The sequence below is a fragment of the Paenibacillus sp. WC2504 genome, from assembly GCF_052682475.1.
Map to the genome: position 1 here is coordinate 2,522,970 of NZ_JBQZFH010000001.1, position 26,478 is coordinate 2,549,447.

The 26,478-nt window shown below is 47.1% G+C and carries 30 protein-coding genes; 23 read left to right on the forward strand and 7 right to left on the reverse strand.

The features are described from left to right. The first annotated feature begins 78 nt into the window (after positions 1-78). The 4 genes from ACUN27_RS11040 to ACUN27_RS11055 all read left to right on the forward strand — a co-directional run bounded on the left by ACUN27_RS11040 (position 79) and on the right by ACUN27_RS11055 (position 1,646). Positions 79-237 (forward strand): DUF3934 domain-containing protein, encoded by a 159-nt coding sequence (locus ACUN27_RS11040; RefSeq protein ID WP_315955384.1) that lies wholly within the window; start codon positions 79-81, stop codon positions 235-237. 122 nt (positions 238-359) lie between these two features. After that, complete coding sequence (locus ACUN27_RS11045; protein ID WP_315955383.1) at positions 360-896, forward strand: RsfA family transcriptional regulator; 537 nt, start codon at positions 360-362, stop codon at positions 894-896. 55 nt (positions 897-951) lie between these two features. Beyond that, the gene (locus ACUN27_RS11050) at positions 952-1,161 is read left to right on the forward strand and encodes an alpha/beta-type small acid-soluble spore protein (protein WP_161411024.1); all 210 of its coding nucleotides are present in this window, start codon (positions 952-954) and stop codon (positions 1,159-1,161) included. 185 nt (positions 1,162-1,346) lie between these two features. Further along, positions 1,347-1,646, forward strand: a complete 300-nt coding sequence (locus tag ACUN27_RS11055; protein WP_315955382.1) for an iron-sulfur cluster assembly accessory protein — start codon at positions 1,347-1,349, stop codon at positions 1,644-1,646. A gap of 58 nt (positions 1,647-1,704) precedes the next feature. Here ACUN27_RS11055 and ACUN27_RS11060 read toward each other — a convergent pair whose 3' ends face one another. After that, positions 1,705-2,418 (reverse strand): GntR family transcriptional regulator, encoded by a 714-nt coding sequence (locus ACUN27_RS11060; protein WP_445558890.1) that lies wholly within the window; start codon positions 2,416-2,418, stop codon positions 1,705-1,707. Positions 2,419-2,734: 316 nt separating this feature from the next. On the opposite strand from ACUN27_RS11060, the gene ACUN27_RS11065 reads away from it, so the two are divergent. The 8 genes from ACUN27_RS11065 to ACUN27_RS11100 all read left to right on the forward strand — a co-directional run bounded on the left by ACUN27_RS11065 (position 2,735) and on the right by ACUN27_RS11100 (position 11,233). Then, a complete protein-coding gene (locus ACUN27_RS11065; protein ID WP_445558891.1) occupies positions 2,735-4,069 on the forward strand; it encodes a hypothetical protein in 1,335 nt (444 codons plus the stop codon). Between the two features lie 74 nt (positions 4,070-4,143). After that, a complete protein-coding gene (locus ACUN27_RS11070) occupies positions 4,144-5,256 on the forward strand; it encodes an ABC transporter substrate-binding protein (protein WP_445558892.1) in 1,113 nt (370 codons plus the stop codon). A 76-nt stretch (positions 5,257-5,332) separates the two neighbouring features. Further along, positions 5,333-6,991, forward strand: coding sequence for an ABC transporter permease (locus ACUN27_RS11075; RefSeq protein ID WP_445558893.1), 1,659 nt, complete (start codon positions 5,333-5,335; stop codon positions 6,989-6,991). 12 nt (positions 6,992-7,003) lie between these two features. Continuing rightward, complete coding sequence (locus tag ACUN27_RS11080) at positions 7,004-8,101, forward strand: ABC transporter ATP-binding protein (RefSeq protein WP_315955377.1); 1,098 nt, start codon at positions 7,004-7,006, stop codon at positions 8,099-8,101. A 19-nt stretch (positions 8,102-8,120) separates the two neighbouring features. After that, positions 8,121-9,062: a ComEC/Rec2 family competence protein gene (locus ACUN27_RS11085; RefSeq protein WP_445558894.1), complete on the forward strand. Its 942-nt coding sequence runs from the start codon at positions 8,121-8,123 to the stop codon at positions 9,060-9,062. A gap of 18 nt (positions 9,063-9,080) precedes the next feature. After that, positions 9,081-9,524 carry a DMT family transporter gene (locus ACUN27_RS11090; protein ID WP_445558895.1) on the forward strand — a complete coding sequence of 148 codons (444 nt, stop codon included), beginning with the start codon at positions 9,081-9,083 and terminating at the stop codon, positions 9,522-9,524. A gap of 35 nt (positions 9,525-9,559) precedes the next feature. Further along, positions 9,560-10,378 carry an inositol monophosphatase family protein gene (locus ACUN27_RS11095; RefSeq protein ID WP_315955374.1) on the forward strand — a complete coding sequence of 273 codons (819 nt, stop codon included), beginning with the start codon at positions 9,560-9,562 and terminating at the stop codon, positions 10,376-10,378. 93 nt (positions 10,379-10,471) lie between these two features. Then, positions 10,472-11,233 (forward strand): arylamine N-acetyltransferase family protein, encoded by a 762-nt coding sequence (locus tag ACUN27_RS11100; protein ID WP_445558896.1) that lies wholly within the window; start codon positions 10,472-10,474, stop codon positions 11,231-11,233. A gap of 54 nt (positions 11,234-11,287) precedes the next feature. On the opposite strand, the gene ACUN27_RS11105 is transcribed toward ACUN27_RS11100, so the two are convergent. The 3 genes from ACUN27_RS11105 to ACUN27_RS11115 all read right to left on the reverse strand — a co-directional run bounded on the left by ACUN27_RS11105 (position 11,288) and on the right by ACUN27_RS11115 (position 14,320). Then, positions 11,288-12,403, reverse strand: coding sequence for an NADH:flavin oxidoreductase (locus ACUN27_RS11105; protein WP_315955372.1), 1,116 nt, complete (start codon positions 12,401-12,403; stop codon positions 11,288-11,290). A 103-nt stretch (positions 12,404-12,506) separates the two neighbouring features. Next, positions 12,507-12,824 carry an ArsR/SmtB family transcription factor gene (locus ACUN27_RS11110; RefSeq protein ID WP_315955498.1) on the reverse strand — a complete coding sequence of 106 codons (318 nt, stop codon included), beginning with the start codon at positions 12,822-12,824 and terminating at the stop codon, positions 12,507-12,509. Between the two features lie 431 nt (positions 12,825-13,255). Then, positions 13,256-14,320: an LLM class flavin-dependent oxidoreductase gene (locus ACUN27_RS11115; protein WP_445558897.1), complete on the reverse strand. Its 1,065-nt coding sequence runs from the start codon at positions 14,318-14,320 to the stop codon at positions 13,256-13,258. A gap of 172 nt (positions 14,321-14,492) precedes the next feature. Between ACUN27_RS11115 and ACUN27_RS11120 the strand changes: the two genes are divergently transcribed. Continuing rightward, positions 14,493-14,666: a hypothetical protein gene (locus tag ACUN27_RS11120; RefSeq protein ID WP_315955370.1), complete on the forward strand. Its 174-nt coding sequence runs from the start codon at positions 14,493-14,495 to the stop codon at positions 14,664-14,666. A gap of 164 nt (positions 14,667-14,830) precedes the next feature. Here ACUN27_RS11120 and ACUN27_RS11125 read toward each other — a convergent pair whose 3' ends face one another. Together ACUN27_RS11125 and ACUN27_RS11130 are read right to left on the reverse strand one after the other, a co-directional pair. Next, a complete protein-coding gene (locus ACUN27_RS11125) occupies positions 14,831-15,451 on the reverse strand; it encodes an isochorismatase family cysteine hydrolase (protein WP_315955369.1) in 621 nt (206 codons plus the stop codon). 183 nt (positions 15,452-15,634) lie between these two features. Continuing rightward, the gene (locus tag ACUN27_RS11130; protein ID WP_315955368.1) at positions 15,635-16,420 is read right to left on the reverse strand and encodes a class I SAM-dependent methyltransferase; all 786 of its coding nucleotides are present in this window, start codon (positions 16,418-16,420) and stop codon (positions 15,635-15,637) included. Between the two features lie 102 nt (positions 16,421-16,522). On the opposite strand from ACUN27_RS11130, the gene ACUN27_RS11135 reads away from it, so the two are divergent. The 4 genes from ACUN27_RS11135 to ACUN27_RS11150 all read left to right on the forward strand — a co-directional run bounded on the left by ACUN27_RS11135 (position 16,523) and on the right by ACUN27_RS11150 (position 19,213). Next, complete coding sequence (locus ACUN27_RS11135) at positions 16,523-17,092, forward strand: DJ-1/PfpI family protein (protein WP_445558898.1); 570 nt, start codon at positions 16,523-16,525, stop codon at positions 17,090-17,092. 305 nt (positions 17,093-17,397) lie between these two features. Beyond that, on the forward strand, positions 17,398-18,201 hold the full coding sequence (locus ACUN27_RS11140) for a uroporphyrinogen-III synthase (RefSeq protein WP_445558899.1): 804 nt from the start codon (positions 17,398-17,400) through the stop codon (positions 18,199-18,201). A 121-nt stretch (positions 18,202-18,322) separates the two neighbouring features. Further along, the gene (locus ACUN27_RS11145) at positions 18,323-18,649 is read left to right on the forward strand and encodes an ArsR/SmtB family transcription factor (protein WP_315955497.1); all 327 of its coding nucleotides are present in this window, start codon (positions 18,323-18,325) and stop codon (positions 18,647-18,649) included. Between the two features lie 51 nt (positions 18,650-18,700). Beyond that, positions 18,701-19,213 (forward strand): SRPBCC family protein, encoded by a 513-nt coding sequence (locus ACUN27_RS11150; protein WP_445558900.1) that lies wholly within the window; start codon positions 18,701-18,703, stop codon positions 19,211-19,213. Positions 19,214-19,298: 85 nt separating this feature from the next. Here ACUN27_RS11150 and ACUN27_RS11155 read toward each other — a convergent pair whose 3' ends face one another. After that, positions 19,299-20,069 (reverse strand): SDR family NAD(P)-dependent oxidoreductase, encoded by a 771-nt coding sequence (locus tag ACUN27_RS11155; protein ID WP_315955364.1) that lies wholly within the window; start codon positions 20,067-20,069, stop codon positions 19,299-19,301. A gap of 146 nt (positions 20,070-20,215) precedes the next feature. Here ACUN27_RS11155 and ACUN27_RS11160 point away from each other — a divergent pair, with 146 nt between their 5' ends. The 6 genes from ACUN27_RS11160 (at position 20,216) to gucD (ending at position 26,465) form a co-directional block, all read left to right on the forward strand. After that, a complete protein-coding gene (locus ACUN27_RS11160) occupies positions 20,216-20,788 on the forward strand; it encodes a TetR family transcriptional regulator (RefSeq protein ID WP_326062203.1) in 573 nt (190 codons plus the stop codon). 391 nt (positions 20,789-21,179) lie between these two features. After that, positions 21,180-21,809, forward strand: coding sequence for a LysE family translocator (locus ACUN27_RS11165; protein WP_315955362.1), 630 nt, complete (start codon positions 21,180-21,182; stop codon positions 21,807-21,809). 78 nt (positions 21,810-21,887) lie between these two features. Then, positions 21,888-23,147 carry an FAD-binding protein gene (locus ACUN27_RS11170; RefSeq protein ID WP_326062205.1) on the forward strand — a complete coding sequence of 420 codons (1,260 nt, stop codon included), beginning with the start codon at positions 21,888-21,890 and terminating at the stop codon, positions 23,145-23,147. Positions 23,148-23,222: 75 nt separating this feature from the next. Next, complete coding sequence (locus tag ACUN27_RS11175) at positions 23,223-23,984, forward strand: IclR family transcriptional regulator (protein WP_315955360.1); 762 nt, start codon at positions 23,223-23,225, stop codon at positions 23,982-23,984. An 88-nt stretch (positions 23,985-24,072) separates the two neighbouring features. Next, the gene (locus tag ACUN27_RS11180; RefSeq protein WP_315955359.1) at positions 24,073-24,954 is read left to right on the forward strand and encodes a fumarylacetoacetate hydrolase family protein; all 882 of its coding nucleotides are present in this window, start codon (positions 24,073-24,075) and stop codon (positions 24,952-24,954) included. Positions 24,955-24,995: 41 nt separating this feature from the next. Next, positions 24,996-26,465 (forward strand): alpha-ketoglutaric semialdehyde dehydrogenase GucD, encoded by a 1,470-nt coding sequence (gene gucD, locus ACUN27_RS11185; RefSeq protein ID WP_445558901.1) that lies wholly within the window; start codon positions 24,996-24,998, stop codon positions 26,463-26,465. The last annotated feature ends 13 nt before the right edge of the window (positions 26,466-26,478 follow it).

Here is a 26,478-nt window from a genome sequence, read left to right on the forward strand (position 1 = left end):
CTGCACGAATAAATTAAGATTAATTCCATTTTCATGATACAATAGCTTTCTATCAGATGAATGGAACGGAGTGATTACATGAGTAAAGGCAAAGGAACCGGCAGAGGAACGGACAAAAAAGGCTGGAATAGGTGGCAAGCTAGTGCCAATCGAGCAAAAAGCGCACCGAAACCGTACAAAAGCAAAGGGGTTAAAAAAGAAAGTGACAATCAAGTAAGCGCCAGCAGTAAAGAATAGATTGCAAACTAGTTAAAAGAGACCTACATATACGATATGTGGGTCTTTTATGCATGTCCATTGAATAAAATTAATATTACAGGTAACAATTTCTAATAACATAGTAAAGAAGGTGAACTAGAATGAAAGATAAAAGACGAGAAGATGCTTGGACAGATAATCATGATGTAACGTTAGCTCAAACGGTAATTAGTCACATTAAAAATGGGAGTACGCAGCTTGCCGCATTCGAAGACTCAGCGAGCAAACTGAATCGCACGGCGGCCGCCTGTGGGTTTCGGTGGAATAAAGAACTGAGGCATCAATACGAAACTGAAATCAATGACGCTAAATTTTTCAGGATGAAACGCAAACAACAAAAAAGAGACATCCATGCAGCGATTCCTGTCATGCCAACATTGGATGATGAACCCATCATGCCGAAATATGAGGATGCATTTAGGCAAATCATTAAGATCGCGAAGGATCAAGCGCAAAAATTTGAGCAGTTGCTTCACGAGAATTCAAAGCTCAAACTTGAAATAGATGAATTGAGAAGCCAGAAGGAAAACGTAAACATCGTAAGAAGCAATGAAGATGTGGCCACAGAAGATCTTCAAACCTTCCTCAAAATTATGAACAGAGCAAGAAATTTAACTTCTTTGAATTTGAATGTATAAGTCTTCCTTTCACTCCACATGATAAGATTACACCACGAGAAGGAGTGATTTATTTATGGCAAACAGTAACACATTAGTTGTTCCAGAAGCAAAAGCGGCTTTGAATCAATTGAAATTTGAAGTTGCTCAAGAGTTAGGGATTGCGTTGCAACCCAATGGCTACAATGGCAATCTGGCGACACGCGATGCCGGCTCAATCGGTGGCACCATCACCAAACGGTTGGTGCAAATAGCGGAGCAGCAATTGCAAGGTTTTAGACGCTAATTAATTACGAATAGCAAGAGGTAAAAAGACTACAATCACTCTTCCTCCTTGGGTGAATGCAGTCTTTTTTATGTTGGGAAGTTGGGAGCAACTCCACCTCTTTTTCAGTATGTTTGGAATATTTTATAGGCGATTGGGTGAAGTTAGGAAGGCTAAACTAATCTTGATTCAAGGAGAAAACCACGATGAAATGCAAAATAAACCGGAACGCAGCTAAAGTTTTAAAGGATATGTTGAGTCAAGAAGGTGCGGAGGGTAAGATGGTCCGAGTCATTCTTACACAGAATCATGGGGACCATGGCCATTATGACGTTATCCTGGATCATGCAACTGAAAATGATGAAATTGTAGAAACCGATAAAGGGATAAATGTGCTGCTAGACAAAAGAGAGAGCCTGTTAGACGGCGTTTGGATTCAATATTTTCATGTTCCAGAAGAAGGTTTTTTTATTACGAATCCTTCTACAGGATTTCTTGAGAAGTAATGGAATGACGTATATTCTTGTCGCGAAAGATGGACAGGAACATACGTCGTTTTCATTTCTATTCACGTTTAATAAAAAATTTAAAAACACTATTTTTCAAATAGTCCAGCGAATAGAAGACAGGTCGATCATCTTCATCGAAATGAAGTTGTTTTAATAATAAAATTTCATTGCCGAGCACGTTCACCGCATTCTGATCCATCTCTTCGGAGCTGCTTAATGCGCAAATTTCGGTGATGGCGTAGGCGATGTTGATGCCCATCTTGCTCTTTAAGAAATCAAAGATAGCTCCTGAAAATTCCCCCTCAAAATGACCTGCCACCAAACTCTGCGGGAAAATATTATAATAAAATGCCACTTTCTTGCCGTTTGCTGTTCGCGAACGCTCCAAAATGACAACCTTTTCCTCATCATCGATTTGTAATTGTTTTTTCCAATCCTCCTCGGGCTCTCGTGTGTAGATCTTGATGTCTAATTCGCTTTCGATATACCCCTCATTTTTAATCATTTGCCCCACGCTTTGCAGCTTGCTCAGCGGATTGATAATGAAATCCGGACGATTGTTAACGTAGGTCCCGACGCCGTTTCTGCTTATGAGCACTTTCTCCCGCTGAAGCATCTTAAGCGCTTCCCGGAGTGTAGGGCGGCTTACCTCGTATTTCTTGGCGAGTTCCGGCTCAGACGGAAGCTTGTCCCCCGGCTTAAGTTCGCCTTCGTTGATGCTTCGTTCAATCTCTTCTTTGACTCTGAGATAAAGCAGCTTTTTCTCCAAATTTCAGCGATTCCTCTCTATAGGTTAATGATGGTATGTTCAACGTTTACATAAAATTTAAAGCTGTCTGACAACAATAGTGTACCACATTTTTTGAAATTTAAAAGACTAGTTAAGCCATATTATTAGCAAAAAACATGCAGTTTATCTACACAATTATTTAACATTGGATTGATTGACACAAGCGAGATATCTTACCTATAATTTTAGATGTCAGACAGCATGATACGCATCGAGGAAGGAAGGAGGACTTGCTGAAAAAAGGGTGACAGGATGTTGAGTGAAAATAATTTGAATTCACGGAGGGGCATTTTAAATGAGGAAAAAAATGTTAGGACTCATGTCGATTTTAACTTTGGCGGTTCCTTTCTTCACTAGTGCGAGCACCACTCATGCTGCAAGTTATTCAGAGCTGGCTGCCTACTGGGCGCCTCAGATTTACCAGGATGTCAATGCTGATCTTGATGTAAGGGCGGATTTTATTACCAATTTCAACTATGACGGCGATTATTTGGCTCGGAATAACTGGGATAATCTCTCCAATTACAATGAGAATGGGTATGTCTACTATAAAGTGTCCGAAACGACAACACATTACTTTATCGAGTACGACTTGTTCCATGCAAGAGATGATGCTTACACTAGACCGCTTGATGCCCATGAAAATGACCTTGAAGGCCTATTCCTTGTCATCAAGAAGGATGGATCCAACTATGGGTCGTTCCAGTTGATGGAAACCATGGCGCATAATCAATGGTACGATTACACGAATGATCCCAACATTACCTCTGGTTCTGACAACGTTGACGGTGGCGTTCTCTTCAACGGAAGCCATCCCATGGTGTTTTGCCAGGCTAACGGACAGAGTCCTAGCGGAGGGCATGGTGTCAAAGCCTACGACGGATCAAGCGCGCCAGGCGGAGATGGTATTGTCTACGATTACACGGGTGTAGCGCAGTTTCCGACGAATACCTCTGGCAGCAATACGAACCATTACGGCTATGCATTAATCGAGTGGGGAGATCTTTGGAACCGCCGGAATGACCCTAACATTTTCTCTTCTTGGGGGACCATTGCAGGAGACAACAATACGGCTAATTCAGCGAATGCACCATGGGGATGGGACGATAGCGATGATGGCCCATCTTTACAGGGAATGAACTGGTCTGATCCAGCTCATCAAGTCGATGTGCACCTGAATGGTCTCGGTAATTTCTCACATACCTATGTGTTTAATCCTTACTACTCTCATAAAATAGTTCTCCAGAACGCGCAAAGTCTTGAAGATCGCGATCCGTTCGGCGGTAAAAGCGATATGTTCATTAAAGCTTTTGTCAACGGCCAAGGACAGACGGATGCCAGGTTCTGGAAGAAAAATGATGCGCCTAAAAATCAAGTTTACAATATAGCTTTTGGTGCCAATGACGCTGAATTCGGACCTAACTTCTCAGAAAACTACAACACCGTCTATGTCGCGAAACCATCAAATAGCAATGTTGAAATCCATGTCTACGATTCAGACGGAACTTCCGGTGATGACGATATGGGATATGTATCAGCGGTTGTAGCGCCTGGAACGACCAAATCTTGGACAGATGCACTGACAAGTAATGGACAAGCCAAGGTTTCAGTTACGGTAACTGCGCAATAGGATTATTGCAGGAGAGTAAGTCGAAGTCGATTCAAACCAAATTTGCTAAAGAGAACACATCTAGGAGGATGGAAATGTTTCTGAAACCGAAAGCACGTACTGTAAGTTTGTTATTAGCAGCTTCCTTCATGTTAACCACTGTTTTATCAGGGTGTGGAGCCGGTGGCAGCAAGACAGCCAGTTCACCGACATTAACACCAGCCAGCACGGCGAGCAGTGAGCCAGCGAAAGCGACGAAAGCACCGGAGTCTAAGAAATTGGTTGTTTACGCAGCATTAAATGAAGATGATATCGTACAAATTCAAAAGAAGTTCAAAGAAGATACGGGCATCGAGATTGAATACTTGCGTTTAAGCGGTGCTGGCGAAGCGAGTACGCGCATTCAAGCTGAAAAGGCTGCGCCTAAAGCGGATATCTTTGTAGGAGGTTCGGTCGAATTCTACGAGCCGCTTGCTCAGCAGGGGTTGCTTGAAAAGTACACGTCTCCTAATGCCAAGGATATCGAAGCTCGTTTTAATGATCCGAAGGGCTACTGGCAAGGTTGGTACATGGGCGTTCTCGGTATCGTTCTGAACAAAGACAGATTCCAAAAGGAGCTTGCTCCAAAAGGTGTCAAAGAGCCGGCGACATGGGACGATCTTCTTGATCCTAACTATAAAGGCCTATTCCTCACATCCAATCCGGCAACAGCGGGCGGCGGTTATATCTTCGTGGCTGACCAATTGTTCCGTTTGGGAGAAGAAAAAGGTTGGGACTATTTGAAAAAGCTTAGCGCAAACGTACATCACTTTACACCGGCTGCAGGAGACGGGATTACGCTTACGGCGACAGGCGAATTCGTAGCGGCCATGTCCTGGGCGCATGATATTGTTAAATCTGCTCAAAAGGGTTACCCGATTAAGGTAATCGTTCCTGAGCAAACGGCTTTTGAAATTGGCGGTGTTGGTGTTGTGAAAGGCGGAGCGAATACAGAGAATGCGAAGAAATTCGTGGACTGGTTGTTAACGAAACCGGTTGGAGAAATGAATACGAAGCTGTCTAACCGTTACTCCGTAAGGAAAGATGTTGCGCCTCCGGAAGGCATGATCAAGATTGAGGATGTTAAACTGGTCAACTATGACAGAGATAAAGCTGCTCAGATGAAAGCAGATGTTGTGAAGAAATTTACAGAAATGACAAGCAAATAATTGATGTAAAGGTACAGCTTGTATACCTCCTCCTGCGGCCAATCGGCGGGAGGAGGTGCATGCTTATAACCGAAAGGTGTGGAAAGATTTGATTTCATCTACTGTCAAAGATACCTGGTCGGAAATAAAGAGGTTGCGGAATGAACCTGCCTTAGCGTTGGGGGTGGCAGCGATCATTCTGATCACATGTTTTTTTGTCATTTGGCCAATCCTGAAGGTGCTAAGCTTCACTCGCCCGGAGGACTATTTTAAACTTTTTACCTTTTCGAGATGGTATCACGCTGCTCTAAACAGTTTATTCATGACAGCTATCTCAACCGTTTCATGTACGGTCATTGCGTTTATTTTTGCCTACACGATTACAAGGCTGAAAGTTCCATTCAAAGGACTCTTTAAATTTATAACGATTTTGCCGATTGTTTCGCCTCCTTTTATTGTTGCGCTATCCTACATCCTGCTCTTCGGCAGGCAGGGAATCATTTCAAAATATGTGCTGCACGTTAATATAGATATCTACGGCTGGCATGGGCTTTGGCTAGTTCAAACGATGACTTTTTTCCCTTATGCTTATACGGTTATTCACGGTGTGCTGAAATCTACTTCCACCAATCTGGAGTATGCGGCTTATAATCTTGGAGCCTCTCATTGGCAAGTGTTCAAACAAGTTTTTCTTCCCCTGTGCAGACCGGGTATTGCGGGCGGAGCCTTAATTACAGCCATGAACGTTCTGGCTGACTTTGGGAATCCCATGATCATAGCCGGGAATTTTACGGTTCTTCCAACAGAGGCGTATATGCAAATGTCGGGGATGTTCGATCTAAATTCGGCTGCTGTGCTCTCAACCGCGCTGCTGGTTCCCGCAGTTGGTCTCTTTATTTGGAACAGGGCATGGGTAGGAAAGCGTTCTTACATCACCGTTACCGGAAAAGAAAGTTCGCTGGAACATTTTCCACTACCCTTTGCAGTGAAATGGGGGCTATTCGCTTTCTGCATGCTCGTCACGCTCATCGTTCTTTCGGTCTATGGGGTTCTGTTTTACGGAGCTTTCACCAAGACATGGGGATTTGACTGGTCCTTCACGCTGCAAAATCTCCTTTATGTGGAGGCCAAAGGAAGGGAAATTTTCAACAGCTTGAAATTCGCTTTGTTTGCATCGTTAGCGGCCGGATTCTTTGCCTTGCCATTAGCTTATATCGTGCAAAGGAAGCGCATAGGCATCAACCGACTGCTTGATTTCTTGGCAATATTGCCGGGAGCTGTACCGGGCGTATTCTTAGGACTTGGTTTTGCAATGGCCTTTAATGAGAAACCGCTGATGATTTCAGGAACTTCTCTCATTATGGTTCTTGCCCTCATGTTCTGGAATTTACCGACCTGCTTTAGCGCTAGTCTGGCTGGTCTTCAGCAGATCAGCGGAGCGCTGGAAGAAGCTTCACTCAATCTAGGCGCAAGCAACTTCGCTACCTTCAGGAAAATTGTGCTTCCCTTGTTGAAAGGACCGTTTATCTCGGGGATTGTCGTGTCTTTTCTGCGATCCGTTACTTGTTTGAGCGTAATTATATTCATTTATTCGGCGAAAACTTCCGTAGGGACGGTGTCCATTCTTGGATTGGTGCAGAACGGGGCTTGGGGAAGTGCATCGGCCTTTACTGTTGTGCTGATTTCCATCGCCTTCGTGGTGCTGTTGGCAGCACAGTTTTTCTTGAAGAAGCAGGGCAGATCGATAGAACTATAAGTGGAGGAAACCATGAACACGGAGAAACCGATGATCCAAATAGCCAATGTTTCAAAAAGATTCGGAGACTTCGACGCCATCAGTCAAGTGTCTCTCGATATTCCCGCAGGCAGTTTCACAACACTCCTAGGGCCAAGCGGTTGCGGCAAAACGACATTAATGCGGCTGATTGCCGGATTCTATGAACCGGATGCCGGAGACATTTTTATAGAAGGTAAAAATATGAATGAGCTGCCTGTATATAAACGGAATACACCGCTTGTATTTCAAGAGTATGCCTTATTCCCTCATATGACCGTATTCGAGAATATTGCTTACGGTTTAAAGCTGCAGAAGCCAACTCGGCAAGAAGTGAAGGACAAAGTCGATGCGATGTTGAACATGTTCGGGCTTCAAGGACTTCAAGACAGGCTCCCTAGAGCGCTAAGCGGAGGACAACAGCAGCGTGTTGCTTTTGCGAGGGCACTGGTTATGGGGCAGAAGGTGCTATTAATGGACGAACCTCTCAGCAATTTGGATGCCAAAATGAGAGTGGAAGTAAGAGATGAACTCAGAGAGCTGCAGCAACGATTGGGCATTACCGCTATTTTTGTTACGCATGATCAAGATGAAGCGTTATCGATTTCGGATCGAATCGCAGTGTTTAACAAGGGGCGTATCGGGCAGGTGGGGACACCTTGGGATATCTACTTTAAACCGGAAAGCAAGTTTGTTGCCGATTTTGTCGGTACGGCTAATTTTATAGAGGGCGGAGTAGTGGCTGAAGAGGGGGAAGATTTGATTGTAAAATGCGGAACCGCCGTATTTCGTGTTTATCGAAGCGATTCCCCCTTCCGGACAGGTGACCGGGTGACGGTTGTCATCAGACCGGAATGCATCTCCTTCGTCGATAAGACGACGGAAGGTCACAATGTTTGGAGCGGCGTCATTCAGAGAAGCAGCTTCCTGGGGCGTATGATCCGTTACTGGATCAATGATGCTCCGCAGCAGTGGATTGTCGATGACTCAAGTCCTAGTATGCGAGGATACCTGCAGGGCACGGTTCATCTGGCTTTGGACAAGCATAACATTCATTTGCTGCCATTCGAGAAGGGTACAATGACAAACTAATGATAGAGGGGGAATTCTTATGTTGAATACGAAAGTTCAATTCCTGAATGTCGGGTGGGGGGATGCTCATCTGATCAGGCTGCCTTCCGGCGGTGTGTGCTTAATTGACGGAGGGGACGGTACGTTCTCCGAAGAGCAAGATCATCCCTTGTCTTGGATGAACCGCAATGACGTTGATCAGCTGGAGTGGATGCTGCTCACTCATATTCATGAAGATCATGTCAACGGGCTTCTGGATGTAGCAAGAGCGAAGTCGGTCGTCCAAGCCGTTTTGCCGTACGAGCCCTTTGAGCTGCCTCCAGAAGAGCTGGTCGAAGAGCTAAAGGACGATTTCACATATAGAGTATACCGCATGCTGGCCACGTATCTGGAATTGGTTCAGGTCCTAATTGACCAGGGAACAGAGATTAAATGGCGCAGTACGTATGGATCACGCGAGCAATCCGCAATTTGGTCCGAGGAAGGTGTCACCTTAACCCAACTATATCCTTGGGAAGGAGATCCGCTTCCGGCCTACGAGATGCTCATGCAAGCTCTCTCAGAAGAAGCTGAGCATAATGGCTTTAGAGAGAATTTACCGCGTTTCTTTGATTTATCTAATCATGATAGCTCCGTATATCGACTCAGCAGTGAGGGAGAGCCGCAGTCGAGCGTTTTATTCGGAGGGGATCAATTAGAACTGGGATGGGAACGTCTCGCACAGCGGACAGATCTTACGTGCAGCATATGGAAAGTTTCCCATCATGGGATGGATGATGGCTTTAATTCCCGTATTCTCGGATGGATTCAGCCTAAACACTGCATCATTCCCGTCAGCATTGGACGCTCACATGCGCTGAAGGGAGAATGGGAAGAGCTCCGTTCTGAAACGGATGCCACCTTTTATTTAACAGGGAGTTATGGCAGAGGGAAGACTTGCCGGATTGGCAATGGATCCATGCCAATTGAAATTGGCTTTTAATTTAAAGGAGATAAGCGAATGTTAGACAACAAGATCAGCTTCATACTTGCTTTTTCTGCTGGATTATTAGGTGTTACCCAGGGAATGATGAATGCGCACATCGGGAAAGTGCAGGGACAATACGGGATGATTATCGGTGTTTCCGCCATCCAAATCGTGGTTGCTTCCTTTTTATTATGGCGTATGAAATCCCCTTCTCCGCTGCAGCTTCATGTTCTTCCGTGGATCGTGATTGCCGGGGTTTTGGGTGTGGGTATCATGTTTAGCACTTCCTATGCCACAGGGAAAATCGGCACCCTCCCCGTCTTTATTCTGATCATTGCCGGGCAAATGGTTGCTTCATCGATTATTGATCATTTCGGGCTTATGGATTTGCCAAAAAATCCAGTTACTTTAGCGAAATTCGGAAGTATTTTACTTATTATGACAGGTATCCTATGCTTCATTAAATCATCCAGATAAATCAAACACAGAAAGCTTTAGGAGAAGGAGCGCATATGAACGAGCAACAAGCGTATGAGAATGCAATTATGCAAGATGCAATCAGTTATGTGAAAGAAGCGGGCACTTTGATTATGGAACTTATGAAAATGCCGCTGCACATTCAGGAAAAGAAGAATCAAGCGGATCTTGTGACGGAAGTTGATGTGCAAAGTGAGCAATTGCTGCGCAGTAGAATTAACCATGATTATCCGGATCATTGGATCTTATCGGAGGAAACAGATGGCGGCAGAGAGGATTCCCATCATACATTAAAGCAGTCGCCAGCAGGCTACGGATGGATTATCGACCCTGTTGACGGCACGATTAACTTTATTCACAACATCGCGCATTTTGCGATCTCAGTGGGGATTGTGAAAGATGGCATTCCGATCGGCGGAGTCGTTTATAATCCGGTAACCAATGAACTCTACTCGGGTCAAAAGCAGGGAGGGGCTTTTCTGAATGGCCGCAGGCTTCAGGTTGGGCAAGAACAGGACATCAGCCAAGCTTTGTTGGCAACGGGTTTCCGCGCTTTGGACTGGAAGCCGAATTCTGTGGTCGTGGAACAAATCGGAAGAATGACAGGTAAAGCTCGGAGTGTGCGAATCATGGGGGCGGCCAGTCTTGATTTATGCCTAGTAGCGTCAGGGCGATTGACGGGATTTTGGCATGATGGCCTGTACCCTTGGGATGTCGCCGCCGGAATGGTTATTCTGCAGGAAGCGGGTGGCTTGCTAACCGATGCGGCAGGAAAAACATTTGTCTTAAGCGACGATAGCTTGGTTGCCACCAATGCGGCCGTCCATGAGGAATTAATGTCTCTATTAAAATGATATTTTGTCATCCTCTTGTGCCCCATGGTATGATTCAATCATATGACTGTTTTCTTACCAGCAAGTAATTCTTGTAAGGACGGTGTCTTAGGATTGAATAACCAAATTCAAAGCTATTTAGATCGCATCGGCTTTAAAGGCTCGCTTGATGGCAGTACCAAGACGCTGGCTGCTCTGCAAGAGCGACATTTGTACTCCGTTCCCTATGAGAATTTGGATATTCTGGAACGCAAAGCGTTATCTTTGGATCCGCAGGAGTTGTTTCAAAAGATTGTTGTGCGCCAGCGGGGCGGCTACTGTTTTGAGCTAAATGCCTTATTCGGCTGGCTGCTGCGGGAACTAGGGTACAAGGTGACAGACCTTGTTGCCAGGTTTTGGCGCGATGAGACGGAGCTCCCGCCCAAAAGGCGGCACCACGTCCTGAAGGTAGAGGCCGAGGGCGCCGAGTATTTGTGCGATGTCGGAGTGGGTGGGGTCGTACCGATCAGGCCGATTGCCCTCATAGAGGGGCTTGTCCAGCAGCAAGGCGAGGAGTACTATCGCCTCGAGAGAGATCCTGATCATGGCTGGGTGCTTTGTGAACAGAAACACGGCGGTTGGCCCCGCATTTACTCGTTCACGGAGGAGCCTCAGCTGCCGAAAGACTATCTGTTTGCGAGTTACTGGTGTGAAAATGCGCCCGATTCGATTTTCACCAAGTGCCCGATTGTTGCGATCCGGACGCTGGAGGGACGGCATACCGTCTTTGATCGTGAGTTCCGTGTTTTCAATTCTGAGGGTGTACGAACCTTCACTCCCGAGACAGATGAAGCGTATAAAGAAGCGTTGTTAGCTTATTTTGGTATTGTTATATAAAAAAAGGTGCCCTCCAGCCATGGACATGGTTGGTGGGCACCTTTTTTTATGAAATCAGCTCAGCGTAGCAAGAGACTCCCGCGTGAACGGCTGTAATTCATCCGTGCGGTTATCGCGGATTTTGGCTGCCCAAGCAGGGTCAGTCAGCAGCGCGCGACCGACGGCAACGAGGTCAAACTCTCCGCGTTCGAGACGCTCGATCAGGCTTTCGATGCCGGCAGCCTCGCCGCCTTTGCCTTCTTCAAATAGGCTGGTGAAAACGGAGTCCAGTCCAACGGAACCGACGGTAATAGCCGGCTTCCCGGTGATTTTGCGCGTCCAGCCCGCCAGGTTGAGATCAGAACCTTCGAACTCAGGCTCCCAGAAGCGGCGTGTGGATGCGTGGAAGATATCAACGCCAGCTGCGGACAATGGTGCAAGGAAACGTTCCAGCTCCTCTGGATTTGCTGCGAGCTTGGCATCGTAATTCACCGGCTTCCATTGGGAGAAGCGGAAGATAATCGGGAAGTCGGGGCCAACCGCGGCACGTACCGCTTCAATAACCTCCACCGCAAATCGGGTGCGGTCAACAAGGTCGCTGCCGCCATACGCATCTGTGCGTTTATTGGTAACGTCCCAGAAGAACTGATCAATGAGATAACCATGCGCGCCGTGAATTTCTACGGCATCGAAGCCTAGACGTTTCGCGTCGGCTGCGGCTTGGGCATAAGCCTGAACGAGACCTTGAATCTCTTCAACCGAAAGGGGCTCGGATACTTGCTCGCCTTTCAAGTTGAGGCCGGATGGGCCGACGGAATCGATATTCGAATCGGGGAATTTATTCTTATCTCGGGCAGTTCCGGTGTGCCAGATCTGCGGAGCGATTTTACCTCCAGCTTCATGTACTTCACGGACGACACGCGCCCATCCTTCCAGAGCTTCCTCGCCGTAGAAATGCGGCACACCGTGATCTGCCGACGCAGCCGGATGGTTAATGACGGTTCCTTCGGTAATGATTAAGCCAACGGCGTTCTCCGCTCTGCGGCGGTAATAGCCTGCTACGTTAGGGCCCGGGATGCCTCCTGGCGAAAAAGTACGGGTCATCGGTGCCATGACAATACGATTATCAAGCTTTAGGTTACCAACTTCAAAAGGTTGGAACAAAGCTGTTGTTGTTTTGGATGTAGTCATCTTATTCTCTCCTCCTGCATGAAAAAAGTTATAATTAATCTATAAATACAAATATATAGATTAATCGATAAAGATGCAAGTTCTACGGAGAAAACTTTTGATACTACTTCTTCATGGCTTGCAGCCCCGAGGCAAAGTTCGCCAAAAAGTCGGCGATAGCTTCTTCATTTCGTCTGTAATAGGTCCATTGGCCAAATCGGCGAGATTCCAGCAGTCCCGCTTTCTGCATGGAAGACAGGTAAGAGGAGATGACAGACTGCGCAAGCCCGGATTTCTCCTGGATACTTCCCACGCAAACCCCTCCCGGGAATTCTTCTTTGATGACGCTCGGCAGATTTTCGTTCAACTTATCCGGCTCCCGGAGCCAGCAAAGAATGTTGAGACGGGTCTCATTGGAGAGAGCCTTCAGCACCGCAAGCATTTCTTCATGTTTCACTACTCGACACCCATTTCTGGTTGATTTGTTCCCAGTATACCAAAAGTACGGCGCTTGAGAAATAGAGGGATCTCTAAAGTGGGCAGCTTTTGAGGAACTACAGGCCGTTATTCCAGCAAATTTAGCCCGTTTCTGCGTTCAAGCGGAACTACAGGGCGTTATTTGACCGTCTAACCCTGTTTCTTTTAAGAAAACGGAGAAATAGCGGACCACAGTTCCCCTCCTAAGCCAAAAGAGGCCTACTGCGACAAAATAGTGCCCTGTAGTTCCCCTCCCGAAGAGGAACCGCTCAAGCGATAGCAGCAAGATTCAAGGGGGGAGTGCTCTATAGGAACGCTTATATATTAAAAAATCCGAGCCAAGGATAGTACACCTTGGTTCGGACCCTTTGCTTATGACGGATGGTATTACCGAAATCACCCTTGAGCGGTCTCGCGGGCAAGCTCTTTGCGAACGATTGGCGCGACTTTCGTGCCGAGCAGTTCGATGGTGCGCAGTACTTCGCTATGCGGCACCGAACTGACGTCAACGTGCAAGAGGAAGCGCGTTAGACCCAGGTTTTTGCGCAGCAGCACGATTTTCTCGGCTACATATTCGGGATCGCCTACGTAGAGTGCTCCGCGAAGACTGCGGGCGTCGTCGAACGATTCGCGGGTATACGGACCCCAGCCGCGCTCGCGCCCAATGGTGTTCATTTGAGCAGCCGTTGGCGGGTAAAACAAGTCGGCGGCTTTCTCTGTTGTATCGGAGATGAACCCGTGTGAATGCGTTGCGATCTGCAGCTTGCTTACGTCGTGCCCGGCTTTCGCAGCGGCTTCTTTGTATAACTTGACGAGAGGAGCGAATCTCTCCGGCATACCGCCGATGATCGCAAAGACGACCGGCAACCCAAGCAGGCCGGCGCGAATCGCGGACTCCGGATTGCCGCCGGTTCCGATCCATACGGGCAACGGCTCCTGAACGGAACGCGGGTAGACGCCAAGGTTGTTGATGGCAGGGCGATGGCCGCCGCGCCAGTTCACTTTCTCTGTTTCACGAATCGCGAGTAAAAGCTCCAGCTTTTCCTCGAATAGTTCGTCGTAGTGGTTCAAGTCATATCCGAACAATGGGAAAGATTCGATAAACGAGCCGCGGCCCGCCATAATTTCCGCCCGCCCATTGGATAGGCCGTCCAACGTGGAAAAAGCTTGGTACACGCGTACAGGGTCGTCCGATGACAACACCGTCACGGCACTTGAGAGCCGAATTCGCTTGGTTGTAGAAGCCGCAGCTGCTAAAATAACGGCCGGCGCCGAACTCGCGTAATCCGCGCGGTGATGTTCGCCGATCGCATAGACGTCCAGGCCGACTTGCTCGGCAAGATTAATTTCCTCAACGGCTTGTCGGAGCCGCTGCGCATGCGTGATCCCGCCTGTTCTCGGGGCAGCCTCGAGAAAAGTGCTTATTCCTATTTCGAGTGAAGTAGTTGTATGAGTAGACATGGTTTTTCTCTCCCTTCTGTATAGGAATATTATACTTTATATTTTAGTGTAACTCAACAAAAGTAAGTAAATATCAGAACGCTCTGTGGCGCTCAAATAGACCGGGAATATTTATGAATACCCTAAGCATCTGTTTTAGAGTAAAATAGAGCTTGTCGAAAGGTGGAATGTTATGCAAAAGAGAATGCGTAAAGCCGTATTGTTGGGTTTGGCAGGCGGGATTAGTTGGGCAGCCGTAAACTACTTTTTAGATAAACATATCAGTGTCAGCTTCGTCGGAGGAGCATCTTGGTTTCTTGTCACTATTGTAGTATCTTGGTTTTCCCAAAAAATTAACCAAAGCTAAATTTAAATAAATGTAACAGAAATGAAATCTTATATTCATCTGGTTTTAATGAAACAAGCCTATAATAAAAGTCGACCCCCCTTTAAAATATAAACCTTTAGACCCGCAGCCCGTTGCTGTGGGTCTCTTTTTTGCCTAATTTAAGGTTAACTTTTTAGGCTCCTCTATAATTGAGAGATTGTCTGTTGTGTTGACCACGTGGCACTGCTGAATGCCTGAAAGTTTGTCAACGCGGCTTGAAAAGCCTGTTCACTTATCGTAGTTGTGGCATCATAAACGACAGCGGTTTGGAAACCGTTTTCGATCAAATCACGCATATGCGACTCAACGCAAATATTTGATAGGGCTCCTGCCAGGATGATCTTTTCTTTCCGGTGTTGACGCAATTGGTAGACTAGATCATTGCTCTGCGGGCTGGCTATCTTATGGGCTGTTGCTATGACTGTTCGACTGGACAATATGTAGGGTTTAAGAGAGGGAACCCAGTCGGCGCCGACTGAAGTGTAATCCTGTTGTTTTTGAAATACACCGAGTTTTAATAACATTTCTTGTTCTGCTCCCGTGAATTGCCAACTGTAATCATGCGGATAGATATAATGGGGCGAGATAAAAAGTTGGTATCCTTTGCTCATCGCAGTATGCATGAGAATTTCCAAGTTTCCCAGTGTATTGTATTGCTCAATCAAGCTTTTGGTTAAATGGTAGCCCTTGCCTCCAGGGGAAAGAAAGTCGTTTTGCGGGTCCGTAATGACAATTGCTGTATTAGCGGGATGAGGTTTAAACATGTTTTTTCCTCCAAATCGTATCGAACTATGAGGATTCGTCTCGTCGATTATCCCCATGAATATATGAAGGGGAGCCTGGACATATTCCGCTAGAAAAGTGTGGTAAAATATGGAGCGAGGAAGGGGCCATATGGTTAAAAAAGAATAAGCAGCCAAAGTGGATTGGCTCCTGTCTATTGTTATTTACAAAGGTTTGCTGAGCACAGCCCGCCACTCGTCAATTTCGAGGTATTGCAGCTTGCCGTTTTCGATGTGAACGGAAAAATAATCTTGAACCGCCTGATCTTCGCCGGTAATAAAATGCTCAACCGACTTCGCTTGCTCTTCGTTCTCGGCGGTACGCATGACCCATGCAGGGAACTTATGTGGTTTGCGATTCATAAGGGAAAGATCCACTTGCAAACCTGCTTTCTCCACAAGGGCTTGCCACTCGGGGACAGTTAAACACCGTACATGGCTAGTGTCACGCATAGCTTCAAATGTATTCATAAATTGATCAAGAACTTCGTCAGAGGGAGCGACGTTATCGATGAGAACCAGTTTGCCGCCCGGTTTGAGTACACGTGCCGCTTCATGAAGGAATAAGTGCGGATTAGGAAAGTGATGAGCAGCTATGCGGCAGGTGACGGCATCAAATGAACAATCGAGAAAAGGCAGCTGTTCGGCATCGGCTACAACAAAAAGGACATTATGGCACTGCGCCTGCTTCAAGTGATCAGCGGCAGCAGAGAGCATGGGACGTGTTAGGTCTGTAGCGACGACCTGCTGTACATGAGCGGACAGCTGTTTGGCTACGTGGCCGCCGCCTGTTGCAATATCCAGCACATTCCAAGTGCTTTCTAAAGGCAACCAAGTAAGAAGGAGTTCGAGATCATCACCTTTTGCATGATTCTCGCTTGTCACGTACTTGCTGGCATGTTTGCCGAACTGCTGCTGTACATGCTGTTTGATGGTACTTTCATTTTCCATAAGAAACACCTCCGAAATTGTTGTTTCAATAGATGAAACTCGGTATCACATAACGGAACTCATATTTATTTTATCATAATTATGGCTAAGGTGGTATCCACGATGGGGAAAATAATTTGTTTTATCTCTGATGAATTTGCGGATTTTGAGATTACCCTGGCACTCCATAAAATTAGAAACGTGGGCAAGAAGGATGTTCTGACAGTGGGCTATAGCGAGGAAGCTATCGTTAGCGAATCCGGTTTAACCTATAAGCCTGATTTGGTTTTCCATGAAGCGATGGCGCTGAACGATATTGAAGGACTTCTTATCCCCGGTGGCCCGATTCGAAACCAGAAGCAAGAGCTGACCGATTTTATCATCAAACTTGATGAAGAAAGCAAGATGCTTGCCGCTATTTGTAACGGGCCACAATATTTAGGGAGAGCCGGTCTGCTGCAAAATCGCAGGTTCACGACGTCATGTTCCGTAGAGCGTATAACTCAATTGCATGTAGAAGATCCGTTCCCGCGGGACAATTATGTAGATAAACGAGTGGTTCGAGATGGGCATGTCCTTACAGCCAAAGGTCGCGCTTTCGTCGACTTCTCTTTTGAAATATTTGATTATCTTGGCATCTATGCCGACGAGAATGAAAAGAGAGAGCTGTTTAGAGACATCATGGACAGATAACTTGGCCTGCGCCGTCTGTCTTATTTTTTCATGCGTCTCAAGCCATAATCGTTTAATAATGCCCAAATGAGCGTTTTACAACCAGGAAGAGCTTCCACTATCGTGTGCCACATCGACAACACCCCCGCATTTATTATGTTTTATTTAACAGAATTTTCATGTATGGATGAGAGGCGAACTAAGCGGCACTCTGGGAAATCAGAAGCGCGGCATGTGGATGGTTCATCAAATCTCGAATTGGTTGATGAATTTAGCGGCTAATTTCTATATACTTTTCATAGTAAGATAGGGGGAATCGGAAAGAGATGGATAAATTATTGGGCAAGAAGATCGTTATTGCGGGTTCTAGAAAAACAGAGGAAATGAGTCTGCTCATTCAGAAGCAGGGAGGAATCCCTGTAGTTCGTCCTTTGCAAGGCTTCATTTATTTGGATGAGTCGGCTGTAGAGAAAGAATTACTATATTGCGCAAATAACCAAGTGGACTGGTTTGTATTCACGACGGGAGTTGGCACAGAAACGCTGTTGAACGCGGCTGAAAAGTTAGGTGTTGATTCCATGCTGCTGCAAAAAATGAAAGATGCGAATGTTGCCGCGCGCGGATACAAGACAATCAATTTGCTTAAGAAGTTAGAGATAAAACCAACCGTCATTGATGAAGATGGGACGATCCAAGGATTAATTAACCGTCTGGGTGATTCCGATTTTGCGAATCAAACCGTCCTCGTGCAACTGCACGGAGAACCGCAACCCGCGTTGATTCAATTCTTGGAGGAACGGGGAGCCGCTGTCGTTCAGCTTTTGCCTTATCGGCATATTGAACCGGAAACCGCCGTGCTTGAAACATTGTGCCATGAACTTACAACAAGTTCGATTGATGCGGTATGTTTCACCACGGCCGTGCAAGTAAGATACTTATTCGTGTATGCGAGACGCCAAGGGATTAGTGATGCCGTGAGACAAGCTTTTACCACCCGTGTAAAAGCAGTTGCAGTCGGCAAAGTAACGGCCGAGGCTTTGAGAGATGAAGGGTTGAATCAGGTCATTGTGCCTGAAACGGAACGAATGGGAGCTATGATTATTGAATTAGTGAAGGATTACAGCAAATAATTTTAATATTCCTTTACAGGAATATTCCTTATGTGGTATATTCGGTTTAGTAAGTGAAACACCCATGACTCACATGAACCGAAGGCCCCGTACACTTACAGCAAGAGAACGGATGATGACAATGGATATTAACGTCATGAGTGCCTTAGCAGAACCAACCCGCATGCAAATGGTTGAACTTTTGCGCGAATGCCCGCTGACCGTTGGGGAAATCGCCGAACGGCTGCAGCTGCGGCAGCCACAAGCTTCCAAGCATTTGCGTGTTCTCAGTGAGGCCGGCATTGTGGAAGCCGAGGTGGATGCGAATCGCCGGATCTACAGGCTGCGGCCGGATCCTTTTCGAGAACTCGACAAATGGCTGGAGAGCTACCGCGTCATCTGGGAGCAGCGCTTCGACCGCCTGGATGACTATTTGCAGAAGCTGCAGGGTAAGGACACCAAGAATTGAACGGCAACAGAACGATTGTGACCCATCAAAGATATCAAGGAGGAAGTTAAAATGGCGAATCAAATGGTATCCAAGGTAGAGGATAAAGTATTAATTTTGGAACGCGAATTCAATGCCCCGCGCGAGCTGGTATTTCAGGTTTTCACACAAGCGGAACATCTGAAACATTGGTGGGGACCTAAAGGATGGACGGTTCCGGTATGCCATGTTGACTTTCGTGTAGGCGGTGTATGGCATTATTGCATGAAGTGCGAAGATAAGAACCAGGGCGACTTCTATGGCATGGAATCATGGGGTAAAGCTGTGTACAGTGAAATCGTCGAGCCTGAGAAGATCGTGTACGTGGATTTCTTCTCCGATGCAGAAGGCAATGAAGCGCCAAATATGCCGTCAACGATTGTAACGCTTGAATTCATCGAGACGGAGAACGGGACGAAGGTTATTAACCGCGGAGAGTATGCGTCAGCTGAAGGATTGCAGCAAGTGATGGACATGGGCATGATGCAAGGTATTACAGAAACTTGGGACAGACTGAGCGAACATTTGGCGTCGATTCAAGCGTAATTGAAAATAGCTTCGTTCAGATAAAAAAGAGGGTATCCTTCAGTCATTGTAATGACCGAGGGATACCCTTTTTACGTATTATGGATTAGATAGACATGCCTCCCGAGACCTCGATGCGCTGGGCGTTAACCCAACGGTTTTCCTCGGAAAGCAGCGAAGCGATCATCGGGCCAATGTCGTCAGGTTCGCCGGCGCGGCCAAGAGCTGTCATTTCCGCGATCCGTTTGTTCAATTCGGGATTGTCTCGCACCATGCCGCCGGAGAAATCAGTTGCGATGGCTCCTGGTGCAACGGTATTGACCGCTATGCCACGTGCTCCCAGCTCTTTTGCCTGGTAACGGGTTAGAGTTTCAATCGCACCTTTCATGGATGCATAAGCGGAACTCCCTGGAGATATGATACGAGTAAGACCTGTGGAGATGTTCACGATCCGGCCGCCATCGCTGATGAGTGGCAAGAGCTTTTGAGTCAGGAAAAATACCCCTTTAAAGTGGACGTTATAGAGTTTATCCAGCTCCTCTTCCGTCGTTTGTTCGAAGCTTTTGTGATGCGATGTCCCCGCGTTGTTGACAAGAAAGTTAAAGCTCTCGGATCCAAGTTCATTAAGCGCCTGACGCACGCTCTGCACGAACGGCTCAAAGGAGCTCACATCGCTGGTGTCGAGCTGCAGCGCAATAGCCTTACGTCCCACCTCACGCACGAGGCTTGTAACGATTTCAGCTTCAGCTTGATTCGTATGGTAAGTGAAGATCACGTCGACGCCTCGCTTGGCAAGGTTCAGTACAGTGTTACGGCCAAGACCGCGGCTTCCTCCTGTGACGATGGCGATCTTTGTAGTGGTTGTTGATGTATGCATTCTCTATTCCTTCTTTCGCGGATTTTTTAGTTGGCAAACAGTTAACTAACTGTTTAGTTATATATTAAGAGCTATCGAATCGTTTGTCAACAGAATCATGCCCATGATATATTGGAGCTAAAATGAGGGTACAAGGAGGAACCGCCATGCGAAACGCCGAAGCAACGCGGGAACGGATATTGGAGGCGGCATTGGCGGAGTTCTCCGCCTATGGCATCGCAGGCGCGCGTGTTGATCGTATCGCCAAAACTGCCGGATGCAACAAAAACTTGATCTACATCTATTTCGAGAGCAAAGAAAAGCTGTTCACAACCACGCTGCAAAAACACCTCATGCGGGTCTATGAGGAATTGGTTTTCACGCCTGAAGACCTGCCCGGTTATGCTGAGCGTGTATTCGACTTTACTATGGCGAACCCCGATTTGATGCGGCTCATGACATGGTCAAGCTTGGAGCAAAGAGCGGAAAGTCCAGCTGAGCGCAATGAGGTGCACGGCAAGAAGGTCGAGGCGCTGCAGAAAGCCCAAAGCGATGGCAAAGTAGGAGCGAGCTTCTCGCCGGGTTTTCTTTTGACCGCGATCATGACGCTAGCCACCGCTTGGACGGCGACGAATCCCTTTGGGCCATCGCTCCATCCAGAGGCTGCGAACAATCCCGATGAGCTTAAGGCCTCTATCGCAAGGGCCGTTCGGTTGATAGCCGCCGTTCATGGCGACTAAACCCATATCCACCGCTTCTATCCCACGGTGGGAGGGAACTACAGGGCGCTATTTCTTCGAATAGCGCCCTTTTCCAGGTCGTAGGGGAACTAGGGGGCGCTATTTCCTCGAAATTGGCTGTCGCACAGCCAATTTCAGAGAAATAAGCGCCTGTAGTTCCCCTCGGGCAGCCCGACCCCGCTATTCGCCGAAATAGCGGACTGTCGTTCCGCTAAGTTGGCTGGGCATCCGACTTAATAGAACCCCTAGTCCCCCCCTTTGTGGACGCGAGTACAAATTATGCAAATGGACCGTCAGGAGGAGCCTCCTGGCGGTTTTGTTTTACTGATATACATAAAAACTTAATTGTGATACTATATTCTGAATTTATCTATCCATAGGAGGGATGCGCTTGATTAGTCTTACTACATTAGTTGCGTTTGGAATTGTATCGCTAGGGATGGTATGCTCCCCCGGACCCAATATGATTTACTTGATCTCGCGTTCGATATCGCAAGGTCGCAAAGCCGGTATTATCTCATTAATGGGCGTTGTGCTCGGATTCCTCGTTTATCTGATTGCCTCTATGGTGGGATTGATCGCTATATTCAATACGGTGCCGATCATTTACACGGCCATGAAGTGGGCGGGAGCGGCTTACTTGCTTTGGCTGGCATGGAAAGCAATTAAACCCGGCTCCGCCTCATTGCTTGAACCCATAGCGCTCCCGATTGAGAAGCCAAGCAAATTGTTCCTGATGGGTTTCATCACCAATTTGCTTAACCCCAAAATCGCCGTGTTGTACATCTCGCTTCTACCACAATTTCAAGATCCGAATCAAGGCTCCTTGCTGGCACAAAGCGCGACGCTAGGAGTGACGCAAATCGTAATCAGCTTTGCAGTGAATTTGTTAATTGTGCTTACAGCAAGCAAAATCGCCAGCTGGTTCGGTAAGCGCCCGACATGGCTTAAAGCACAGCGATGGATTATGTCCGGAGTGCTGGCGGGGCTTGCCGTTAAGCTGGCGATCCAGCGCCGGTAATCTCCCTCCCAAGCAAGGATTTATGATTCCTGTAGCGAATGTTTAATGCGAACGTTTAATTCGAAGGAGCGTGAACCTATGAAAAACAATATGAATTGGGCTGGAAACTACCGATATAGCGCGACAGAACTACATACTCCTGTAAAAGTAGAAGACGTCCAAGAATTAGTGGCCAGAAGTAAACAAATCAAGGTGCTTGGCACACGGCATTCGTTTAATAGCATTGCCGATTGCACTGATAGCTTGCTTTCGCTTCAAAACCTGAATCGCGTAGTGACGTTAGATACTGTCCACAATAAGGTAACGATTGAAGCGGGCGTCCGGTATGGTGAGTTAGGTGAGTACCTACATAAACATGGTTACGCGATTCACAATTTAGCGTCCCTGCCGCACATCACCGTTGCGGGTGCCTGTGCAACCGCATCGCACGGTTCTGGCGATAGGAACGGCAATCTTGCTAGTATTGTTGACTCGATTGAGGTGGTTCAGGCGAACGGAGAACTGGCCGTATTCTCTCGCGAACAACAAAATATCGAAGGTGCTGTTGTTGGACTAGGAGGGCTGGGCGTCGTCACGCAAATGACGCTGGATGTGATTCCAGCTTTTGAAATTAGCCAGCATGTCTATGACAATCTTCCATTCGAGCAACTAGAAGCGCACTTTGATGATATTTTTTCCCATGCCTATAGTGTAAGTCTATTTACCGATTGGAAGAGTACGAATATTAATCAAGTTTGGCTAAAGAAGAAAGTGACCGATTCTGCTTCAACTCAGGTAGAGGCTGAATTCTATGGCGCAACATTGGCAGATTCGCCACGGCATCCGGTACCAGGACATACGGGGGAGAATTGCAGTGAGCAAATGGGGATTCCGGGACCATCGCACGAAAGATTGCCTCACTTCCGCATGGATTTCACTCCGAGCGCCGGAGAAGAGCTGCAAAGTGAATATTTCGTGCCACGTGAAGCCGCTTACGAGGCCTTGTGCGCGATTAATGCAATACGGGAGCAAATTGCGCCACTTTTGTATATTTCTGAAGTTCGTTCAGTCGCAAAAGATCTTTTTTGGATGAGTCCTAATTATAAACAGGATTCGGTTGGTATTCATTTCACTTGGAAGCCGAATTGGGAAGCCGTGAAGCAAGTCCTGCCGGTTATTGAAAAGCAGCTTGCGCCTTTTCAGGCTCGTCCGCATTGGGCGAAATTGTTCACGATGCAACCTGCGGTGTTGAAATCCTTGTATGAGAAACTGCCGGATTTTCAAGAGCTGCTCCTACGTTATGATCCGCAAGGGAAGTTTAGAAATGACTTTTTAAACACGTATGTATTAGGCGAATAAAATTTTCGATAAGAAGTTCATCTTGCTTGAATGGGCGATTAGGATTATTATGGATGTGTAGATAGAGGTGAGACCATGCCTATAATTCAAGCGCTGGACAGAGCATTGAAGATTTTGGATTTATTCGACGAGTATACGACAGAGTTAAAAATTACAGAAATCAGCGCAAGAATGGAGCTTCACAAGAGCACGGTTCACTCCTTGTTGAAAACGCTTCAGATGCACGGTTACATCAATCAGGATGTGGAAACCGGGAAGTATAAGCTGGGACTTAAGCTTTTGGAAAAAGGACAACTGATGCTGCAAAGCTTGGACATCCGTACTGCAGCCCGTAAGCACTTGGTTGCTTTGTCGGAACAGACCGGGCAAACAACTCATCTTGTTATTCTTGATGGGAAAGAAGGCGTGTATTTGGATAAAGTTGAAGGGGAAAAAGCTGCGATTCGTTATTCCCGAATTGGGCGCAGAATCTCACTTCACAGCAGTGCGGTAGGCAAGGTCCTGACAGCTTTTAGAACGAAGGATGAGATCGATGCGCTCCTGCGAAATTACCAATTCTCCAAGATTACAGACGAGACGATTATAGGGAAAGACGCTTTCGTTAACGAGCTGAATGAGGTAAGAAATCAGGGCTATTCCATTGACAACCAGGAGAACGAACCTGGCGTCCGGTGTGCAGCGGCACCTATTTTCGAGCATAATGGCTCGATTGTAGCAGCAATCAGCATTTCAACTTTAGTTTCAGCGGTGGATGATTCATTGTTTAAGGCTTATATTGCTCTTCTTAAAAAGGAGGCAGAAGCCATTTCGCTAACCCTGGGATTTCGGCACGTTTGATCAAGCATGTCGAGTCCAGGCATTTTTTTCATCAGTATTATAGAACATGGTTTTATAATATAAAACAAATTAGAGGAGTGAGCTACACATGAGAATTATTCGTTATGTAAAAGAAGGATCTACACAGCTAGCTGCCGTCAATGATCAAAATCAAATCTATCAACTTCCGCAAAGCGATTTTTTGGCACTGATTCATGAAGCTGACGCTTTGGGAACAACACCTCTGGCACTGGTTCTTAAAACGATTGAAAGCAATGAAGCGTTAGATCAACAAGTTGAGCAGCTAGAGCTTCTCGTTCCCATTGAAGCACCGGAAGTGTGGGCTGCCGGGGTTACCTATGAGCGTAGCCGTGATGCGCGCAATTATGAAGCAACGGAAGGCAGACTGGATGCTTCAACTTTTTACGATAAAGTGTATGATGCTGTGCGTCCGGAAATCTTTTTTAAGTCAACCGCAGCGCGTACTGTAGGTCCTGGCGGCGAAGTGCAGCTTCGCAGCGATTCCGTGTGGCAGGTGCCAGAACCGGAGTTAGGGCTTGTTCTTAACGCGAAGGGGAACATCGTCGGGTACACCATTGGCAACGATATGAGCTGCCGGGATATCGAAGGCGAGAATCCGCTTTATTTGCCGCAAGCCAAAGTATGGAAGCGTTCCTGCTCGTTAGGACCTGCGATTCGCTTAGCTGAAACCGTAGAAAACCCGTACAACTTGCAGATTACAAGCCTAATTTATCGGGATGGGGAAAAAGCAGTCGAGGGAACGGCGAATACCGGTCAACTCAAACGCAAACTTGAGGAACTGACGGAATATTTGATACGGGATAATGAACTGTTTGAAGGTACCGTATTGCTGACGGGAACGTGTATTGTCCCTCCTAACGAATTTACGCTCGCTCATGGTGACAGAATCGAGATTGAGATCTCAGGTATCGGGACACTTGTTAATCATGTCGTAAGTGCTGGCCGCTAATTTTACCTTATAAAAAAACATATCTTGTAGGAGGATTAATCATGACAACCAAATTCGTCGGCGGACAAACGTATTTGAATTACATCAACGGGGAATGGCAGGCAGCTGGTACTGGGCAAACCGTTCCGAGCATCAATCCGGCTAAAAAAAGCGAAGTCGTGGGCTACGTGCAATCGTCGTCATTGGAGGATTTAAACCAAGCGGTGGCGTCCGCCAAATCGGCGCAGCAAGGTTGGAGAAAGCTGTCAGGAGCAGCAAGAGGCGACTATCTGTTTAAAGCAGCCAATGTGCTTGAGAGCCGCATCAATGAAATTGCGGAAAGCATGACGCGTGAAATGGGCAAAACGCTGCCCGAAGCCAAGGGGGAAACGGCAAGAGGCGTAGCTATCCTGCGCTATTATGCCGGTGAAGGCATGCGGAAAATCGGCGACGTAATTCCCTCGTCAGATAGCGAGGCGCTGATGTTTACGACTCGTGCTCCGCTTGGTGTTGTCGGCGTTATTTCGCCTTGGAATTTTCCCGTGGCTATCCCGATCTGGAAAATGGCTCCAGCCTTAATCTACGGCAATGCCGTTGTGCTGAAGCCTGCTCAGGAGACGGCCGTGACGGCTGCCAAAATCGTGGAATGCTTCGCAGAAGCGGGACTTCCAGCGGGTGTGTTAAATCTGGTAACCGGCAGCGGAGCCATTATTGGGCAAGGCCTTGCGGAACATCCGGATGTGAACGGAATTACGTTTACGGGTTCCAATCAAGTTGGCAAACGAGTGGGTCAAGCGGCACTTGCCAGAGGAGCGAAATATCAGCTCGAGATGGGCGGGAAAAATCCGATCCTTATCGCTTCAGATGCGGATCTCGATTTAGCGGTTGACGCGACGATCAGCGGAGGCATCCGTTCGACAGGTCAGAAATGTACGGCGACAAGCCGTGTCATTGTGATGAGCGAGGTCTATGAATCTTTTAAAGAGAAGCTGCTGAGCAAATTAAAAGGATTAACCGTAGGTCACGGTCTGGATGCTGGAACATGGCTAGGACCTTGCGCAAACGAAAATCAGCTGAAAACGGTGCAATCCTACATTCAAAAAGGGATTGAAGAAGGCGCTGAGCTGTTGTTCGGCGGTTCATCCCCGGATCATCCGGATCTCGCCGAAGGCTTCTATATACAGCCAACTGTTTTCGATAAAGTAACGCCAGAAATGGCGATTGCCCGGGAAGAAATCTTCGGACCCGTTCTTGCGCTTATTCAGGTCGAGTCCATGGAACAAGCCATTCAGGTGGCGAATGATTCGGATTTTGGCTTGAGCGCTTCCATTTATACGCAAAACATCGGCAATATTCTTTCGTTTATACAAGATATGGATGCCGGTTTGGTAAGAATTAACTCCGAAACAGCCGGCGTAGAGCTGCAAGCACCGTTCGGCGGTATGAAGCAGTCCAGCTCTCACTCACGTGAGCAAGGGCAGGCGGCTATTGAATTTTTCACCTCGATAAAAACCGTATTTCTCAAAGCGTAGAAGCCTGATTCGG